The organism is Exiguobacterium sp. s161 (assembly GCF_018619045.1).
In the GTDB taxonomy this organism is placed as follows: domain Bacteria; phylum Bacillota; class Bacilli; order Exiguobacteriales; family Exiguobacteriaceae; genus Exiguobacterium_A; species Exiguobacterium_A indicum.
This window is the reverse complement of record NZ_JACSNH010000002.1, coordinates 153492-170156: the sequence shown is the minus strand read 5'-3', so window position 1 is coordinate 170156 and position 16665 is coordinate 153492. Positions and strand designations below refer to the sequence as shown.

The 16665-nt window shown below is 46.8% G+C and carries 16 protein-coding genes; 8 read left to right on the top strand and 8 right to left on the bottom strand.

Translation table 11 applies throughout. The annotated features are described in order from the left end of the window. Positions 1 to 8 precede the first annotated feature (8 nt). The 6 genes from KNQ14_RS08430 to KNQ14_RS08405 all read left to right on the top strand — a co-directional run bounded on the left by KNQ14_RS08430 (position 9) and on the right by KNQ14_RS08405 (position 5109). On the top strand, positions 9 to 290 hold the full coding sequence (locus KNQ14_RS08430) for a hypothetical protein (RefSeq protein ID WP_214860642.1): 282 nt from the start codon (positions 9 to 11) through the stop codon (positions 288 to 290). A 113-nt stretch (positions 291 to 403) separates the two neighbouring features. After that, on the top strand, positions 404 to 1321 hold the full coding sequence (locus KNQ14_RS08425; protein WP_214860641.1) for an ATP-binding cassette domain-containing protein: 918 nt from the start codon (positions 404 to 406) through the stop codon (positions 1319 to 1321). A gap of 166 nt (positions 1322 to 1487) precedes the next feature. Then, entirely contained in the window at positions 1488 to 2090 is a 603-nt protein-coding gene (locus KNQ14_RS08420; protein ID WP_251138345.1) for an ABC transporter permease, read from the top strand. 63 nt (positions 2091 to 2153) lie between these two features. Continuing rightward, positions 2154 to 2924: a hypothetical protein gene (locus KNQ14_RS08415; protein ID WP_214860640.1), complete on the top strand. Its 771-nt coding sequence runs from the start codon at positions 2154 to 2156 to the stop codon at positions 2922 to 2924. Beyond that, a complete protein-coding gene (locus tag KNQ14_RS08410; RefSeq protein WP_214860639.1) occupies positions 2921 to 4147 on the top strand; it encodes a glycosyltransferase family 2 protein in 1227 nt (408 codons plus the stop codon). Before KNQ14_RS08415 ends, KNQ14_RS08410 begins: the two co-directional genes overlap by 4 nt. Then, positions 4144 to 5109, top strand: coding sequence for a hypothetical protein (locus tag KNQ14_RS08405; protein ID WP_214860638.1), 966 nt, complete (start codon positions 4144 to 4146; stop codon positions 5107 to 5109). The genes KNQ14_RS08410 and KNQ14_RS08405 overlap by 4 nt, the downstream gene beginning before the upstream one ends. Positions 5110 to 5160: 51 nt before the next feature. Here the strand turns inward: KNQ14_RS08405 and KNQ14_RS08400 are convergent, their stop codons facing one another. From KNQ14_RS08400 to KNQ14_RS08365, 8 genes are all read right to left on the bottom strand, one after another. Then, on the bottom strand, positions 5161 to 5598 hold the full coding sequence (locus KNQ14_RS08400) for an Asp23/Gls24 family envelope stress response protein (RefSeq protein ID WP_214860636.1): 438 nt from the start codon (positions 5596 to 5598) through the stop codon (positions 5161 to 5163). Between the two features lie 56 nt (positions 5599 to 5654). Further along, the gene (locus KNQ14_RS08395; protein WP_214860634.1) at positions 5655 to 5861 is read right to left on the bottom strand and encodes a DUF2273 domain-containing protein; all 207 of its coding nucleotides are present in this window, start codon (positions 5859 to 5861) and stop codon (positions 5655 to 5657) included. A gap of 20 nt (positions 5862 to 5881) precedes the next feature. Next, positions 5882 to 6424 carry an alkaline shock response membrane anchor protein AmaP gene (gene amaP / locus KNQ14_RS08390; RefSeq protein WP_214860632.1) on the bottom strand — a complete coding sequence of 181 codons (543 nt, stop codon included), beginning with the start codon at positions 6422 to 6424 and terminating at the stop codon, positions 5882 to 5884. Positions 6425 to 6759: 335 nt separating this feature from the next. Next, positions 6760 to 8130 (bottom strand): amino acid permease, encoded by a 1371-nt coding sequence (locus KNQ14_RS08385; RefSeq protein WP_214860630.1) that lies wholly within the window; start codon positions 8128 to 8130, stop codon positions 6760 to 6762. A 163-nt stretch (positions 8131 to 8293) separates the two neighbouring features. Next, on the bottom strand, positions 8294 to 9178 hold the full coding sequence (locus KNQ14_RS08380) for a hypothetical protein (RefSeq protein WP_214860628.1): 885 nt from the start codon (positions 9176 to 9178) through the stop codon (positions 8294 to 8296). Between the two features lie 58 nt (positions 9179 to 9236). Further along, on the bottom strand, positions 9237 to 9830 hold the full coding sequence (gene uptA / locus KNQ14_RS08375) for an undecaprenyl phosphate transporter UptA (RefSeq protein WP_023467894.1): 594 nt from the start codon (positions 9828 to 9830) through the stop codon (positions 9237 to 9239). 123 nt (positions 9831 to 9953) lie between these two features. Then, positions 9954 to 11273, bottom strand: coding sequence for a Na+/H+ antiporter family protein (locus tag KNQ14_RS08370; RefSeq protein ID WP_214860862.1), 1320 nt, complete (start codon positions 11271 to 11273; stop codon positions 9954 to 9956). A 315-nt stretch (positions 11274 to 11588) separates the two neighbouring features. Continuing rightward, complete coding sequence (locus KNQ14_RS08365) at positions 11589 to 12140, bottom strand: beta-class carbonic anhydrase (protein WP_035397969.1); 552 nt, start codon at positions 12138 to 12140, stop codon at positions 11589 to 11591. A 335-nt stretch (positions 12141 to 12475) separates the two neighbouring features. Here KNQ14_RS08365 and adhE point away from each other — a divergent pair, with 335 nt between their 5' ends. Together adhE and KNQ14_RS08355 are read left to right on the top strand one after the other, a co-directional pair. Then, entirely contained in the window at positions 12476 to 15070 is a 2595-nt protein-coding gene (adhE, locus tag KNQ14_RS08360; protein WP_214860627.1) for a bifunctional acetaldehyde-CoA/alcohol dehydrogenase, read from the top strand. A gap of 190 nt (positions 15071 to 15260) precedes the next feature. Beyond that, a complete protein-coding gene (locus KNQ14_RS08355; RefSeq protein WP_214860625.1) occupies positions 15261 to 16661 on the top strand; it encodes a hypothetical protein in 1401 nt (466 codons plus the stop codon). Positions 16662 to 16665 lie beyond the last annotated feature (4 nt).

The window sequence follows — 16665 nt, the reverse complement described above, 5'->3', positions numbered from 1 at the left end:
AAACCAATATGTTGAAAAACGTGTCAGCAAGGCGATGGCTCATTATGACCGTTCTTTTTGTTTGTATCACTTATGGATGGATCGTCATCGGAGATGCATGGATCAATCCTACATTGTCATTCGCAGGGGCGATTGTACTTGCGAGTGGTACAGTGCTTTCGTTTAGTCTCGCGTTAGCACGAGCCGTTCGATTAAAAGGAATCGGATTAACGGTGATGCTGGTGTCGCTCGTCACGACTCTCATGGTATCCGCCAGCGTCTTGTATGGTGTGTATCAGATTGTAGCATAATCGTTAAAGCTTGAATCAAGGCACCGAATCAGGTGTCTTTTTTTTGATTCGAGAACAGAAAAAACGGGAAAATCTTGGACATGACTTTGAAATCAAGGAAAGAAGGAATGAAGATGATTCATGTCGAGAATTTGACGAAGACGTACGATGGGAAGGATGTCGTCAAAGGCATCTCATTCGATGTCGAGGCAGGAGAAATCTTTGCTTTTTTAGGACCGAACGGGGCTGGAAAGTCGACGACCGTCCAGATGCTGACGACGTTGATTCCGATTTCCGGTGGTCGGGCGATGATTCAAGAATTTGATGTCGTCAAACAGGAAAAACAAGTCCGTTTGCAAATCGGGGTCGCCTTGCAAGATACCGGCATCGATGAGGATTTAACCGGGCTTGAATTACTCGTCCTACAAGGAAAATTATTCGGATTAAGTCAGACGGAAGCAAAAATACGGGCAGAAGAATTACTACGACTCGTCGGACTCGATCAAGACGGCAAGCGTCGGTCAGGCACTTACTCCGGCGGGATGAAACGACGGCTTGATCTAGCGTTGACGCTCGTCCATCAACCGACCGTCTTGTTTCTCGACGAACCAACGACCGGACTTGACCCGGCGAGTCGTCTGCAAATCTGGAACGAGGTCCGGCGACTGAACGAAGAGTTCGGAACGACGATCTTTTTGACGACACAGTACTTGGAAGAAGCCGATCAGCTAGCCGACCGGATCGCGATCATCAATGAAGGGCAACTGATTGCCGAAGGGACGGCAGCTGAGCTGAAAGCAGCAAACGGAGAAGAGCGGATCGAATTGACACTTGCGGAAAAAGAGAACGAACGAATCGTCTTAGAGACGTTTGCCGGTCGTCAGGAAAAAGACCGTCTCGTCATTCCTTCGCGGGGAACGGAGACACTGCGCGCGGTCGTCCGTTTTCTCGATGAACGGAAGATGGTTGCGACGTCACTGGTCGTCAAACAACCGTCACTTGATGATGTCTTCATTCGTTTGACCGGACAAGCTTATAAGGAGGAATCGTGACATGATTCGAGAAACGTGGTTTTTGATGCGGCGGAGTCTACTCGTCACGTTGCGTAATCCGTTTTCTTTCATTCCGAACTTAATCATCAGTGTCTTCTTCCTGCTCGTCTAAACGAGTGGTCTCTCCGGAATCTCAAATTTACCGCAGTTCGACGGCGTCGATTATTTGAACTTCATTTTGCCTGTTTCGATCGTCTCAGGTGCTGTTGATGGAGCAGGGGGAGCGGGTCAAGCGCTCGTCAAGGATATCGAGAGTGGTTATTTCGCTCGACTCTTATTGACACCGGTCTCCCGGACCGCCATCGTCCTCGGACCGATGCTTGCCGGGATGCTGCAATTATTCGTTCAAACGTTACTGATCTTCGGGATGGCCTTTTTGCTTGGTCTATCGATTCCAGTCGGTGTCAGCGGCTTTTTCTTGACAATCTTACTCGCTCTTGGCTTTGGTCTCGCCTTTGCCGGTTACTCGGTCGGTGTCGCTTTGAAGACACGGAACGCACAATCTGCTCAAGCTGGAACGCTCTTATTCTTCCCGCTGATTTTCCTGTCGACGACGTTTGTCCCGAAAGACTTGATTGAAGCCGAATGGCTCAAGATTGCTGCGACGATCAATCCGACGACCTATATCATGGAAGGGATGCGTAGTGTGTTGACCCGTCCTGAAATCGATTGGTCAGTCTACTGGCAAGGTTTGATCGTCGCTGCTGTTCTTAGCATTGCGATGGTGATTTTTGCTGCGTTGAACGCACGTGGGGCATTGAAAAAATAGGATAGTCTTATCCAATTTAAGGGTATACAGTTGAGGATTCGACGATTGAAGAGGAGGGGTTCAATGAGGCGATATGCGCTGTCACTTCTATTATTAGTAGGTCTCTTGGCTACTGTTCTTGTCTTGTATCAAATGACGTTTGACATCACAACATCGATCCTTCATTTCTTATTGGTTCCCGTATTGATCATCATGACGCTCTTGAATGGAAGAAAAAATTTCTTGATATTGATCAGCTATGTTCTTATGATGGGTTTTCTCTATCTCATTTTATCGTGGTATAACGAAGCATCAAACGAGCAACAGTTGTCCTACATCGGACAACACCTCTTATCCTCAGTCGGTGTCTTTTTATACTGGTTGTTTTTACGGCAGTTACGGAGTGTGTTCGAAGAGAATGTATCGCTTCAAAAGCGGGTTGCTTTACTTGAAGGGTTCTCCGCGTCACCTCAATTGCTCTCTTACAGTGAATTTTTAGACCGAACGGATTTCTTGATTGCGGGAGCGAATCGTCGTCAAGAACAAAATATGTTGCTTCATCTTCAGATTCCATACGCTAGTTTAAACAAGAAAACAATCATGCAACAGTTAACTAATGCTGGACTAAAGGTATTTCGTGCTCATTATGACGTCATGTCGCAACGAAACCGTCAGGAATTCATCATCTTTCTACAAAATACCGATCATAGTGGTGCGGAGATTGCATGGCAACGTTATGAGGATGAACTCCGTCAACGCTTTACGGTACTTGATTTTCCGTTTCAGGTCGAAGTTCTTCCTGTACGTTCATCTGTGGAGGAGACGTTGAAGCAACGGAAGGTGGTGGATCAATGAATCTCGTTTTGAACATCATCATGGCGATTTTTTGGTTACTATTACTGTATTATTCTTATCTGACGATTGCCGGCATTCTCGATCGCTATGGAAAAAAACAGCCGGTCACTTTAACAGAGTATCCATCTGTCGCTATTCTGATCCCCGCACATAATGAAGGCATCGTCATGCGTCAAACACTCGAGGCGATGATGGGGATCGAATATCCAGGAAAACTCGATGTATTTTTACTCGATGATCAGTCGCAGGATGAGACGCAGGAGATTGCTCTGGAATTTACGACGATGTTCAGTCGAGTCCATTACATCCATGTTCCAAAAGGTGAACCAATCGGAAAATCACGTGTCCTGAACTATGGGCTATCGATCACGGATTCCGAGTACTTCTTAATTTTTGACGCGGACAATCAACCGAAAGCGGACACTGTGACACGACTTGTCGAACAAGCAGTGACCCAAAAGAATGCGTGTGGAGCGGTTGGAATCGTCAAGACGATCAATGCAACGACGAACCTGCTGACGCGGATGATTGCGATCGAATTTCAAGTGTTTCAGCTGATCATGCAAAGTGGTCGCTGGAAAGCATTCAAGACGGGATCGTTAGCAGGGACGAACATGTTGTTGAAACGGGATGTCATCGAAGAGTTAGGTGGATATGATCCGTATGCACTGGCAGAGGATGCGGAATTGACGATGCGGATCACGGCACTCGGTTACACACTTCCTGTCGTCTACGAGGCGGAGACATGGGAACAAGAGCCGGAAACGATGAAAGTATACATGAAGCAACGGACGCGTTGGATGCTCGGAAACATTTATCTATTAGAAAAATCACTTCGGACACGAGATTTTTGGAAAGGAAGCACGCTCGTTCATTCCTTGCAGCATATCATGACGTACCTCCTCTTCATCTTCTTGTTGTTAATCTCTGATATCGTCTTGATTCTCGGACTATTTGGTTATGCTTTCGATGAGGCGACGACGCCACTCATCATGTTTTGGTTCATGACGTATCTTGTCTATACGATCCAAATTTTAGCGGCGCAAGAACTCGAAGGAACTGCCACTCCGAAGAATGTCCTCGTTGGGTTGATCATGTATTTTACCTACGCCCAATTATTCGTCATTCTTTTATTCCGTGGAATGTATGCATATCTCAAAAGTAAGGTACGCAAAGAGGTCATCGTCTGGGATAAGACGAAGCGCGTCAAGATTGAGTCATGAAAAAAGGACTAGGGATTGGTCTACTCATCATTTTGTTAGCGGGGGAAGTTTGGTATTTCGTGCAAAAACAAGAGGATGATATCGTTCAACAAGTAGAAGGGGACTATATGCAAGACGGTATCATTCGTGCTTATGATCGTTCAGATGCCCAACGTCTGTCGGAGAGTCTGGGTCAGTATATGCAATATGTATTATTGATCGATGATGAAGAGCGATTCCAAGAACAAGTACAGATACTAAACAATCATTTTTTAGTTGAACGCGGATCAGATGTATACATCAAATGGGAGTTGGGTGAGAATACGGCAACGAATGCATGGATTGACGACATTCGTATATCGGAAACATTAATGAAAGCTGGCAAACAATTCAATGAACCGACCTATTCAAAGCTTGCGAGCCGAATCGAGACAACCTTACTCAAGCGGCAACGAATAAACGGTAAAATCGTTGACTTTTACGATTGGGATTTACAACAGGCGACGGATGTACTCCATTTGAATTATTTAGAACCACCAGCGCTGAAACGATTGAAATTACTCGATTTCGCAAAAGAAAGAGTGGCTCAAGCGAAACGAGAGGGACCGTTCACGGCAGAACTATACTATGTGAATCAAGATGAATCAAAGTGGGCAGATGACAAAGTCGTGAATATGATTGATCAAGTCTTGATTGAACGATTACGCGTAGGCGTGACCGGTGAATCAGACGCGTCTTTTCGATCGTTCATCTCTAAAGAATTGAAGAACAGGAAAATATACGCGCGTTACGACCGTTTAACAGCAACACCGACGATGAAAGACGAATCAAGCTCCGTCTATGCTTTACTCGTACCTCTTTTGAACGGCGAAGAGCGTTCTTTCATACTTAAGCGACTGCGTGAGATTGAGACGAAGAATGCTAAAGAGACGCACGTGTTTGACGTTCTGAATAAAGCAGTCATTTTAAAAGAATTTGAATAAAAAAAAAGCTGGAACGGAATTTTCCGTTTCCAGCTTTTAGTTTACTTGTGATTACTTGATGTCGCGTTTTTCTTCCTCTTCTTTCGACGATTTACTTTTTGCGTCGAACTCAGAACGTGTCATGACATCTTCGACATGCATATTGATTTCGACGACATCGAGTCCTGTCATATCATGGACTGATTTTTTGATTTTCGTTAAAGCATCTTGGAAGATCGACGGGATGTTTTTGCCGTACTCGACGATGACTTTTAAGCCGAGTGCGACTTGTCGTTCGCCGACTTCCGCGTCAATGCCTTTTGTGATATCTTCCGAGCTCCGGAAACGATCTGTCAATCCACTCATGAAGCCACCGCTCATTGAGAGGATACCTTTGACATCATTTGATGCGATACCGGCGATTTTTTTAATGACTTGATCTTCGAATGTGAGTTTGTTTTCGCGTACTACTTCGTTTTCGTTTTGTTTAGTGTTGATTTCGTTAGCCATGAGAAATCTCTCCTTTTAGTGTGAGTTAAGTGATTTTTATTTTCTGTATGCTATGCTCAATCCCGTTGAAAGAATCGAATCCAGCCCTCGACATCAAGCGCATTATCCCGCCACTGACCGATCAAGTAACCGATTGTTGCGAATACGATGATCAACAACGTCGGTCCAAAACCGATCGTCAAGAACAAGGTGGCGAGGATCAGTCCGACTAGCCCGCCGAGTAGACGGTAGCGATACGGACGAAGTGATTCGCTCGTTTTCATGATCTTGCTCCTCTCGTATCTTAGACGACGCGTTCAGACGTTTTTGTCTTCGTGTCACTGATCCGGACGCGTGTTTTTGTGACAGGTAGTTCGAGCAATGATTCGACCGCGTTCTTGGCGCGTTCTTGAATGTCTTTGCCGATTGTCGGCAAGCCTTCTTGACCAAAGACGGAACAGTCGACTTCTAACGCGACGGTTTCTTTTTTCGAGTGAATGTCTGCGTTGACGCGTGGCGAACGTACGCCGTTGATACCGCGAATCGACTCGAGTGCCGTTCGTTCGATCGTTTGCTTAGAGATCGTGATATTCCCGTCACCCGTTTGAATCAGGAGACGTTGTCCTTTTGAACGACTGAGTAGTCCAGTGAATAATAGAATGACAAATACGAATGCTAGGAAGCCACCAAGTGATAAAATCGTGTAGCTATACCATTGTTGATCTTGCCACTGTTCAATCAAAGGACTGAGTCGTGGAACATCATAGACGCCGAGTTCAAGAAGACCGACGCTGACTAAACCGAGAATGCCGATCAGGACGAGTAGGAAACGATTGAATCCGTTCAAGTTACACCTCTCCTTTCTGTCGTTAAATTGTTTTAACGTGATTGTTCTACACATGAAATATTATGTTTATGGTAAGAATATTCCCGCTCAAACGAACTCGAAACATGAAAATGCACTTAGAATGAAAAGACTATTTATTCTGAAAATTTATCTATTTATTAGAAAAATAGTAGATGAAATACAGCTTTATGCATTGAAATCAAGAATGTTACGACGTCTTAAGGGTTTAAGCGTTCGCGAAAAATATCTATCATGAATATTATTCAATGTCAATATAGAAAATCATCTCCATCAAAAAACTCCTCTCATGCGGTCATGAGAGGAGAGACAGACGTTTATTTTTCGATTTTCGGTACTTTTACGATGTAATAGACCGTACTTAAGATCAAGAAAGCGACTCCGATTAAGATCGAGACGCGTGTCTCATCGTTGAACAACATCCCGATGAGCACTGTCACCAGCGCGACGATTGATAGATAGTTCGTCACTGGCGCACCGGGCATCTTGAACGGATGTGAGGCTGTCCGTTCACTTTCGAGTTTACGATACCGGATATGACTGATTAAAATCGCGAACCACGGTACCATCCCTGGTAGTACCGAAGCACTGTAGACATACACGAAGATGTTCGTATCCTTCCCGAGAACGAGTGGCAAGGTGATATCAAGAATGACACCGAAGAAAATCCCAATTGAAATCGCGAAGACCGTGTAGAATGGAATGCCGCGTTTGTTGACCTTTAAGAAGAAGGACGGCACTTGTCCTTTTTCAGCCAATGCATAGATCATCCGGCTTGCGCTGAAGATCCCGGAGTTACAACCGGATAAAGCGGCCGTGATGACGACGAAGTTGATGATACCGGCAGCAATCGTGACACCGACCTTGGCGAATGTCGCAACGAACGGACTACCGAGATCCGACAACTCATTCCACGGATACACCGTGACGATGATGAAGATGGATCCGACGTAGAAAATCAAGATTCGCCAGACGACACCATTGATCGCCTTCGTGATGTTCTTCTCTGGATCTTTCGTTTCTCCAGCTGTCACGCCGATCAACTCAACACCGATATAAGAGGCGAAGACGATCGAGAGCGCAAAGAAGAAGCCGGTGAAACCATTTGTGAAGAATCCACCGTTCGCCCAAAGGTTCGAGAAGCCGACCGGGTTTCCGTCATTCCCTAAACCAAAGAAGATGATGCCAAGTCCGGCGACGATCATTAGAAGAATCGTTATGACCTTGATTGAGGCGAACCAAAATTCAAGCTCACCGAACATCTTGACGGAAGCAAGGTTCGCGAGCGTCAAGAGAATGATGACGACGACGCCTGGAATCCAAGTCGGTAGTTCCGGCCACCAGAAGCGTAAATATGTCCCGACAGCGATGACTTCACTCATCCCGACGACGACCCAGTTGAAGATATTACTGCTTGCTGTCAAGAAACCAGCTGCTGGATGGATATAGTCGTTTGCGAACTTTGCGTACGAACCACTGTGAGGATGGGTGTAGACCATCTCACCAAGTGCCCGCATGATGAAAAAGATAAAGACTCCTGCTAGCATGTACGCGAGTAAGACGGATGGTCCCGTCCAAGCAATTGTACTCGATGCTCCAAGGAAAAGACCGACCCCGATCGTTCCTCCGAGTGCAATCATTTGTACCTGTCGTGCTGTTAAATCTCGTTTCAAATTCGAACTCATCATTTCCCCCAAAAAAATTCTGTGACGTCATAATGTTCAGACAATTCGTCCGAATAACTATAACGCTGAGTATACTATCCTCAGATAGAACTCGCTAGTCTTTTTGAAAATTTGTGTTAGAGGTTTTCAAAAGTAAAAAGATTATGAAACAACTGTGTAATGGCTTTCATTTGCCTGCTAAGAGAGAGACAAGTCGCTGACCGAGTCTCCCGAAATATAGGTGTTCCGAGGTCGCTATTACGATCAAGTCATTACGCATTGTAAGGTCACCTGACAGGGTATTTCCCTGTTCTGTCATGAATCGAATCGAACGAACACTTTCAAAGAGCGTACCTTTCCGTTCGAGTAAATGTGCTTCATCAGAATTTGCGGCAAGCAGAAAATCGTCGTACCGAGCGAACTGAGAAAAGGCGATCGTAGGTGCCTCACAGACGAGATCTTCCTCTTGATCGATACGAATGAAACGGTAATCAGAGTAGTAGAAGAACCAGATTTCTTTTGATGAACAGACGTTTAAGGCGTAACAATCATCAATCGGGTATTGACGGTTTTTATATTTTACTTCGCCCGTATCGTCAAAAGCGACGAGACCAAAGGCACCATTTGAACTGGTTACGGCGTCAGCATAGACACCTTCGTCAAAATAACTGACCCAAATCCACCCTCGTTCATCGATTTGCATGTTTTGAATCCCATCATCTAAACAAAATTGATTGACTAGATTTCCCTGAACATCATAAATAAAGGCATTCGGCAACCACGTTCCGTCTACGTCATCATCGCAACGGGAAGCGACGAGTAACAAACGTCCATCCGGAAATCGATCGACGAGCGAAAAATCAATTTCGCTTTTTTTAACGATCGTCGTCTTACGCCAATCATCCTTCAATTGATGAATGGAAAGGACGTGTTCATTGCGTGCTTCGTCGAGGGTTTCTTCGACGATTAAAATATGTCCGTCGACGGTGATTCCGGTCGCGACAGGATGACCCGCCCGATAGGATGCAGTCAAACGACGTAACGGAAAATGAGCAAGTGGGGATGTGAGCATGGCAGGACCTCCTGTTTGTTTAAAAAAACAGTCCGTCGTCAGACAGACTGCTAGTTGTTCAAACTGTTCGTTGACGGCGTTTGTAGATGACATAGAAGATGATCAAGACGACGGCAGCGATTAGGACACCGTTCGTGTACGGTGCAGCCACTTCCTTGATCGAGCGCCAGTTCGTTCCGAGCGTTTCACCAAGATACAGGAACAAGATCGACCACGGAATGATCGCAAGCACCGTATAAAGAGAAAACTTCGTTTGATCCATCTTGGCAAGACCTGCCGGAATCGAGATGGCATGACGGACGACCGGGATGAAACGGGCTCCAAAGATGACGCCTTGTCCGTACTTTAAGAACCAACGCTCGGCTAGATCGAGATGATGTTCTGAAATCAAAACATACTTCCCGTATTTCAGGATAAGGGGACGACCGCCGTAGCGAGCGAACCAATATAAGAATAATTGCGAGAATAATCCACCGATGACGGCAGCGACGATAGCAAGCGGCCAGCCGATCGTTCCTTGGGAAATCATGAATCCACCGTAAGAGAGGACGATTTCACTCGGTATGATTTCAATCATCAACCCGAGGGCGATGCCGAAATATCCGAGATCGGCAAGCGAAAGTAAAATCTGGTTGACGACTTGAGATAACACGTTAGACAACTCCTTTGTATCAGTTCATTCCTTTATTTTAGAGAACCGAGGACGAAATGAAAAGGAAAAAAACGGAGACAATTTAAAAGACGGATCCGCGATGACAGCGAATCCGTCTTGTTTTTATAATACGACCGCAGCGATCGTACCGAAGATGAGTAATGGAATATTGTAGTGCAGGAACGTCGGAATGACCGTTTCTCGCATGTGATCATGCTGACCATCAGCATTCAAACCACTCGTTGGTCCGAGTGTCGAGTCAGACGCCGGGCTACCCGCGTCACCGAGCGCACCTGCTGTACCGATGATTGCAATCGTCGCTTCTAAGCTGAATCCGTACTGGATACAAAGTGGAACGAAGATGGCAGCAATGATTGGAACGGTTGAGAAACTTGAACCGATACCCATTGTAACGAGAAGACCAATCAAGAGCATGACGAAGGCAGCAACGAGTTGTGAATCGCCCATCAACGCTTTCGAGTTTTCGACGAGGGGCTCGATATCGCCCGTTTTACGTAAGACGTTCGAGAAGCCATTCGCTGAAATCATGACGAAACCGATGAATGACATCATGCGCATACCGCGTGTAATGACGTCATCTGCTTCACTGAAACGAACAAGACGAAGCAGCAAGAAGAGGATCAAACCAGTTGTTGCAGCGAGAATCATCGACTCCGTTTGCAGTTGGACGATCAATGTCGCGATGACGACGATACCACTTAAGACAAGCTTCGTTTTCGTGATGACTGGGATTTCATAATCGTCCGGTGCGATGTCACGCATCTCATATGTCCGTTCTTTACGATATGAGTATAGACCGATCAAGAGACCGACGACCATCCCGAGTGCTGGAATCGCCATCGCTTCGATGACGGAAGCTCCAGCAGTATCGAGACCATTTGCCTTCAAGTTCTTTAGTAGAATCTGATTGAGGTAAATATCTCCGAATCCGACTGGTAAGAACATGTATGGTGTCACAAGACCGAATGTCATGATGATCGCTATCCGACGTCGATCGATCTTCAACTGAGAGAAGAGACCAAGGAGCGGCGGAATGATGATCGGAATGAACGCGATGTGGATCGGCAACACGTTTTGTGAACTGATCGCAAGTAACAGAATCGCGAACAAAATGAATCCTTTTAATTTTTTGACGGAAGCGGCACTTGCGTTACCACGCGAACGCGCAATCAAAGAGTGAGCGAGTGCATCCGGTAAGCCTGTTTTCGAAAGAGCAACGGCAAATGCACCGAGCATCGCGTAGCTCAGGGCGATTTCTGCTCCGTCACCAAGACCACCGGAGAATGCTTTTGTCGTCGCAGTCAGGTCAAGACCACCGACGAGACCACCAGCAAACGAACTGATGACCATCGCGAGCACGATGTGGACGCGGAAGATCGCTAAAATAAATAGTAAAAAGACGGCAAACAATACGGCGTTTATCATTCAATAAAACCACACTTTCTTTTGTTATCACTGCACTATACTAAAGTATCTTACAGCCATGTTGGAATGCTGTCAAGAGTAAAAGTCTGACCTCGTAATCGAAAGATGAATGATACGCTTTTTTAGCTCTCCACAAGAAGTTACATTCTGTTATACCCCGAAGCATGAAGTGAGAAGCGTTTTGAACACTGAAAATGACTCATACGAAAAACGTGCCATCCTTCTCCGTTACGAGAAAATATGGCACGTTATTTTTAAATTAAGACGGAGTAGAATATCCGAATCTATTTGCGTTTCTTCTATAGAGAGTGATCAGCAATCGACGACGTCGAGCTTACCAGTACCCGGATCGATGACGAGTCCGTGGACGTTCGTCCCAGGTGGTAGTAATGGATGGTTCTTCACGAGGCTGACCGAGTGAGCGACGCTCTCTTGAACTGACGTGAAGCCACGCAACCATTGATTCAAATCAACACCTGATACTTCAAGCGTGTGAAGAATCTGTTGGTCGATTCCCCGATCCTTCATCTCGTTGATCATGTGGTTAGGATCAATCGTGCTCATGCCACAGTCGTGGTGACCGATGACGACGACTTCTTCAGCGCCAAGGGCATACAATGCGACGAGAATCGAGCGCATGACGGAACCGAATGGGTGCGAGAGGATAGCACCGGCATTTTTGATGATCTTCGCATCCCCGTTCTTAAGACCAAGTGCGTGTGGGAGGAGCTCCGTCAAGCGGGCATCCATACACGTCAGGATGACGACCTTTTTGTCTGGGAACTTATCCGAGACGAACTGCTCATACTGTTTTTCGGCGACGAATCGCTCGTTGAAGGCTAGCATTTCCTGTACAACTGACATTCAAGTGTCCTCCTTTAGTGGTAGCTCTTAATATGTACCCCATATCAGAATACAAGATGATGAAATGGCTATCAAGTCACGAAAATGCGAGTGTGACAAATCGCACACGTCTTCGTACATAGAGCAAAACGATGAAAAAGGAGAATCCGCAATAGATGTAAACGTTACCAAGGATGTGAGGGAATTCACAGGATGGTCATGCACAAAACAGGAAAAAGGGGTTATGATTGATTTGTGAAGGAAAGCACAAACTATTGAAAAACAGCTTGGCATTCCTGACATAATGGTTGGCAAATCAAACTCAGATTCGTTCCAAGACAGGGAGGAAACCACTCATGGCTGTGAAAGAAAAAACAAAATCGACGGTAACGCCGGTCGAACAAGCAATTGGACAAATTGTTGAAAAAGGACAACGTGCATTACAGGAGTTATTGACATTCGATCAAGAAAAAATTGATACGATCGTCCGTGATATGGCACTTGCCGGACTTGAACGGCACGTCGAACTCGCTCGTCTCGCAACAGAAGAGACAGGGCGCGGTGTCTTTGAAGATAAGATGATTAAAAATATATTTGCGACAGAATACATCTACAACAGTCTACGTCATGAAAAAACGGTCGGGATTCTGGAAGAAGATGTCCAAAACGGCATCACCTATATCGCTGAACCGGTCGGTGTCGTCTGTGGTGTCACACCAGTCACCAACCCAACGTCAACGACGATGTTCAAAGCATTGATTGCGATTAAGACACGTAACCCGATCATCTTCGCGTTCCACCCGTCGGCACAACGGTGTTCCGTCGAAGCGGCGAAAACACTTCGCGATGCAGCCATCAAAGCTGGGGCGCCGAAAGACTGCATTCAATGGGTCGAAGAACCATCACTTGAAGCAACGAAAGTCTTGATGAACCATGAAAACATCGCCATGGTCCTGGCAACAGGTGGTGCAGGAATGGTCAAATCAGCGTATTCAACAGGTAAACCGGCACTCGGTGTTGGACCAGGGAACGTTCCTTGTTACATTGAACAATCAGCAAAAGTCAAACGGGCAGTCAGCGATCTCGTTCTCTCAAAAACGTTTGATAACGGGATGATTTGTGCGTCTGAGCAAGCCGTCATCGTTGACCAAGAAATATATGCAACGGTCCGTGCAGAAATGGAAGCACTCGGTTGTTACTTCTGTACACCGGAAGAAAAACAACGCCTCGAATCACTCGTCATCAAAACCGATACATGTGCCGTCAACGCGGACATCGTCGGGAAACCTGCGACATGGATCGCAGAAAAAGCCGGCATCGACGTTCCGGAAACAACGGTCATGCTCGTCGCGGAACTCGAGCACGTCGGAGCAGCAGAACCACTGTCTCATGAAAAACTCAGTCCCGTCCTCGGTGCGTACCGCGTCGCTTCGACCGAAGAAGCGTTCACGATTGCCGAACAGATGCTTGAAATCGGCGGTCTCGGTCATACAGCCGTCATTCATACGACGAACGATGACTTGATGACAGCGTTCGGACTCCGCATGAAAGCCTGCCGGATCCTTGTCAACAGCCCATCTGCTCATGGCGGAATCGGTGATCTGTACAACGAGTTGACACCATCACTGACACTCGGTTGCGGATCATACGGGAAAAACTCTGTTTCTGAAAACGTGACAGCGAAGCACTTACTCAACGTCAAAAAGGTGGCGAGACGACGCGTGAACATGCAATGGTTCAAGGTCCCTGAAAAAATCTACTTCGAAAAGAACTCTGTTCAGTATTTGCGGTCGATGACTGACGTCTCACGTGTCATGATTGTCACTGATCCAACGATGATACAGTTCGGGTATGCCGATAAAGTAATTCAAAACTTACCACAGTCCGTCAGTTACCGGATCTTCGACCAAGTCGAACCAGATCCATCGGTGACGACTGTTCAGACAGGTGCTCAAGCGATGCGTGATTTCAAGCCTGACTTGATTATCGCCCTCGGTGGTGGTTCAGCGATGGATGCTGCAAAAGGAATGTGGCTCTTCTATGAACAACCGAACGAAACGTTCTCAAACTTACGTCAAAAATTCCTCGATATCCGCAAACGGGCATATCAATTCCCGACACTCGGTCGTCAAGCGAAGTTCGTCGCGATTCCAACGACTTCTGGTACGGGTTCAGAAGTAACACCGTTCACCGTCATCACGGATAAAGAAAAAAACGTCAAATACCCGATTGCTGACTATGCGTTGACACCAGACGTCGCAATCGTTGATCCAGAATTCGTCATGACCGTCCCAGCTTCAATCACTGCTGATACCGGAATGGATGTCTTGACGCATGCGACAGAAGCATACGTCTCGGTGCTTGCGAACGACTACACGGATGGACTGGCACTCAAAGCAATCAAGATGATCTTCGACTACTTGCCACGAGCATATGCTAACGGATCAGACGCCGAAGCACGCGAAAAAGTGCATAATGCATCAACGATGGCAGGGATGGCATTCGCGAACGCCTTCCTCGGCATCAACCACTCGATCGCACACAAAATCGGTGGCGAGTTCCACACGCCACACGGACGGACGAATGCGATCCTGATGCCACACGTCATTCGCTATAACGCGTCACGTCCAACAAAACTAGCAGCATTCCCGAAATATGAATCATTCGTTGCGGATGAGCGGTATGCCGACATCGCACGCTACCTCGGTCTTCCGGCAGCAACGACGGAACAAGGGGTCGAATCCCTCATCCAAGCCGTTGCCGATCTTGGACAACGTCTCAACATCAAGATGTCATTCAAGGCGCAAGGCATTCAAAAAGCAGACTTCGAGGCAAAACTCGATAAGATGGCAGTCGATGCCTTCGAGGATCAATGTACGACAGCGAATCCGAAGATGCCGCTTGTCGCTGAATTACGGACGATCATGGAACAAGCATACGAAGGCATCTAAATAGAGAAAAATACCATGGCACCTGATCGTTCAACCGGCTTCTCACTGTGAGAAGCCGGTTTTTGTTTTGGGAATCAGTGGAGACAGTCAGAGAAAAAGTGGGATATAATGGCTGTTGAATGAATTTGATGTTTTTGGTTTCGCTGTAGCAGGAATATTCAAACATCAGACATAAAAAGGAGGAAATGGGATGGAGTCAAGGCAAGAAAGGAAACAACGACGGTTTTCCGTCTGGGATGTCCTGTTTGGCGTCCTCATCGGTCTCATCTTTTTCGGTGTCATCTATGGTGTGATGGCATTTTTGACTTCACAAATCACCTCATCCTCAGACTATCAGGATCTCGTGACGCAGATGCAACAGGCGGACGTCTCCTGGAAAGATGCAGACATCACGGTGTCATTGATGCTTCTGTTCGTCGGTGGGCTATCGATCACGATGCCGAGCGCGGTCCGAGAAGGAATCATCAATCAGGTGCTCGATGCGAGTTCTGCCGGCGACGTCTTATCGTTGTTTGGGATTGACTTAAAGCAAGTTCTTGCACCACTTACGTTTGATGTCTCTTACGGCACGTTACTCTATTCCGTTTTTGGCATCGGTTTGATTGTCCTGTTATTTTTGGTGTTACGGATTAAGGCAAGTCGGCTCGGTTGGACGATTCGATCGATCAGTTTCTTCTTAACGGTCGGAATCATCTGGTTCGTCCTTGCCGGACGCGGAAACGACGTGCCATTCCTCTCGTTACAAGACGGCTATGCGATGAGTGGGATCCTACCGCTTCTCGTCGTCAGTTTGCTTGGTTGGATGGCGTTCTTCCCGCAAAAGTTATCCGGTTTGACAGCTGCCGGTCGTGCCAGCTTGCTGATTTTAATGCTCGCAAGTACACTTCAACTCGTCTTTACGGTACAGGACGAAGCGGAATATGACGGCGATTCCTCACTACGGACGGCACTCACCGTCGCGAGTCTGAACGCCGGAAGTGGCGGGATGTACGACTGGATCCACGGCGGTCAGGTCGTGTATCAAGCAGATGTCCTTGGAGCGAATGCGGAAATCCCGGTCTCGATGTTGAACGGGGAGACCTCAACGGATCAGCTCAATGACTCAATCCAAAAAGTCGTTGATGGAATCGACACAGACCGGGTGACAGAACAATTGTTGACATTACTCGGTGGAGAACGTCCGGATTTGTCAGCAACACAATTGAAGCTCGACCCTGTTGATTACGGCGTCGCGCGGCAGACGATCCAAGTAATTGATGCGGAATCGGCAGGAGCGACGCCACCGAATGTCTCGAGTGAGAGTGCGTACTGGGTGCTGTTGCTCGTAACGTTCGCGATCTACTTTGTCTGTAGTATCCGAAGCTTCAAGTCGATCATCGACCCATTCATTTTTGCGATCGCGATCGGTGTCATCAGCTTCATCGTCAGTCAAGCTTCATACGTTCAGTTCGCGATGAAATGGCGCAGTGACGTCTTATTCGAGTTCGCTCAACAGACGGCAGGTTGGACGGTACTCTACGCTGCAGGTCTTGCGTTACTTGCCGGAATTCTTGGTTATGTCGTCCGACGGAAACCAGAGAAAACGGTTTAAGGGA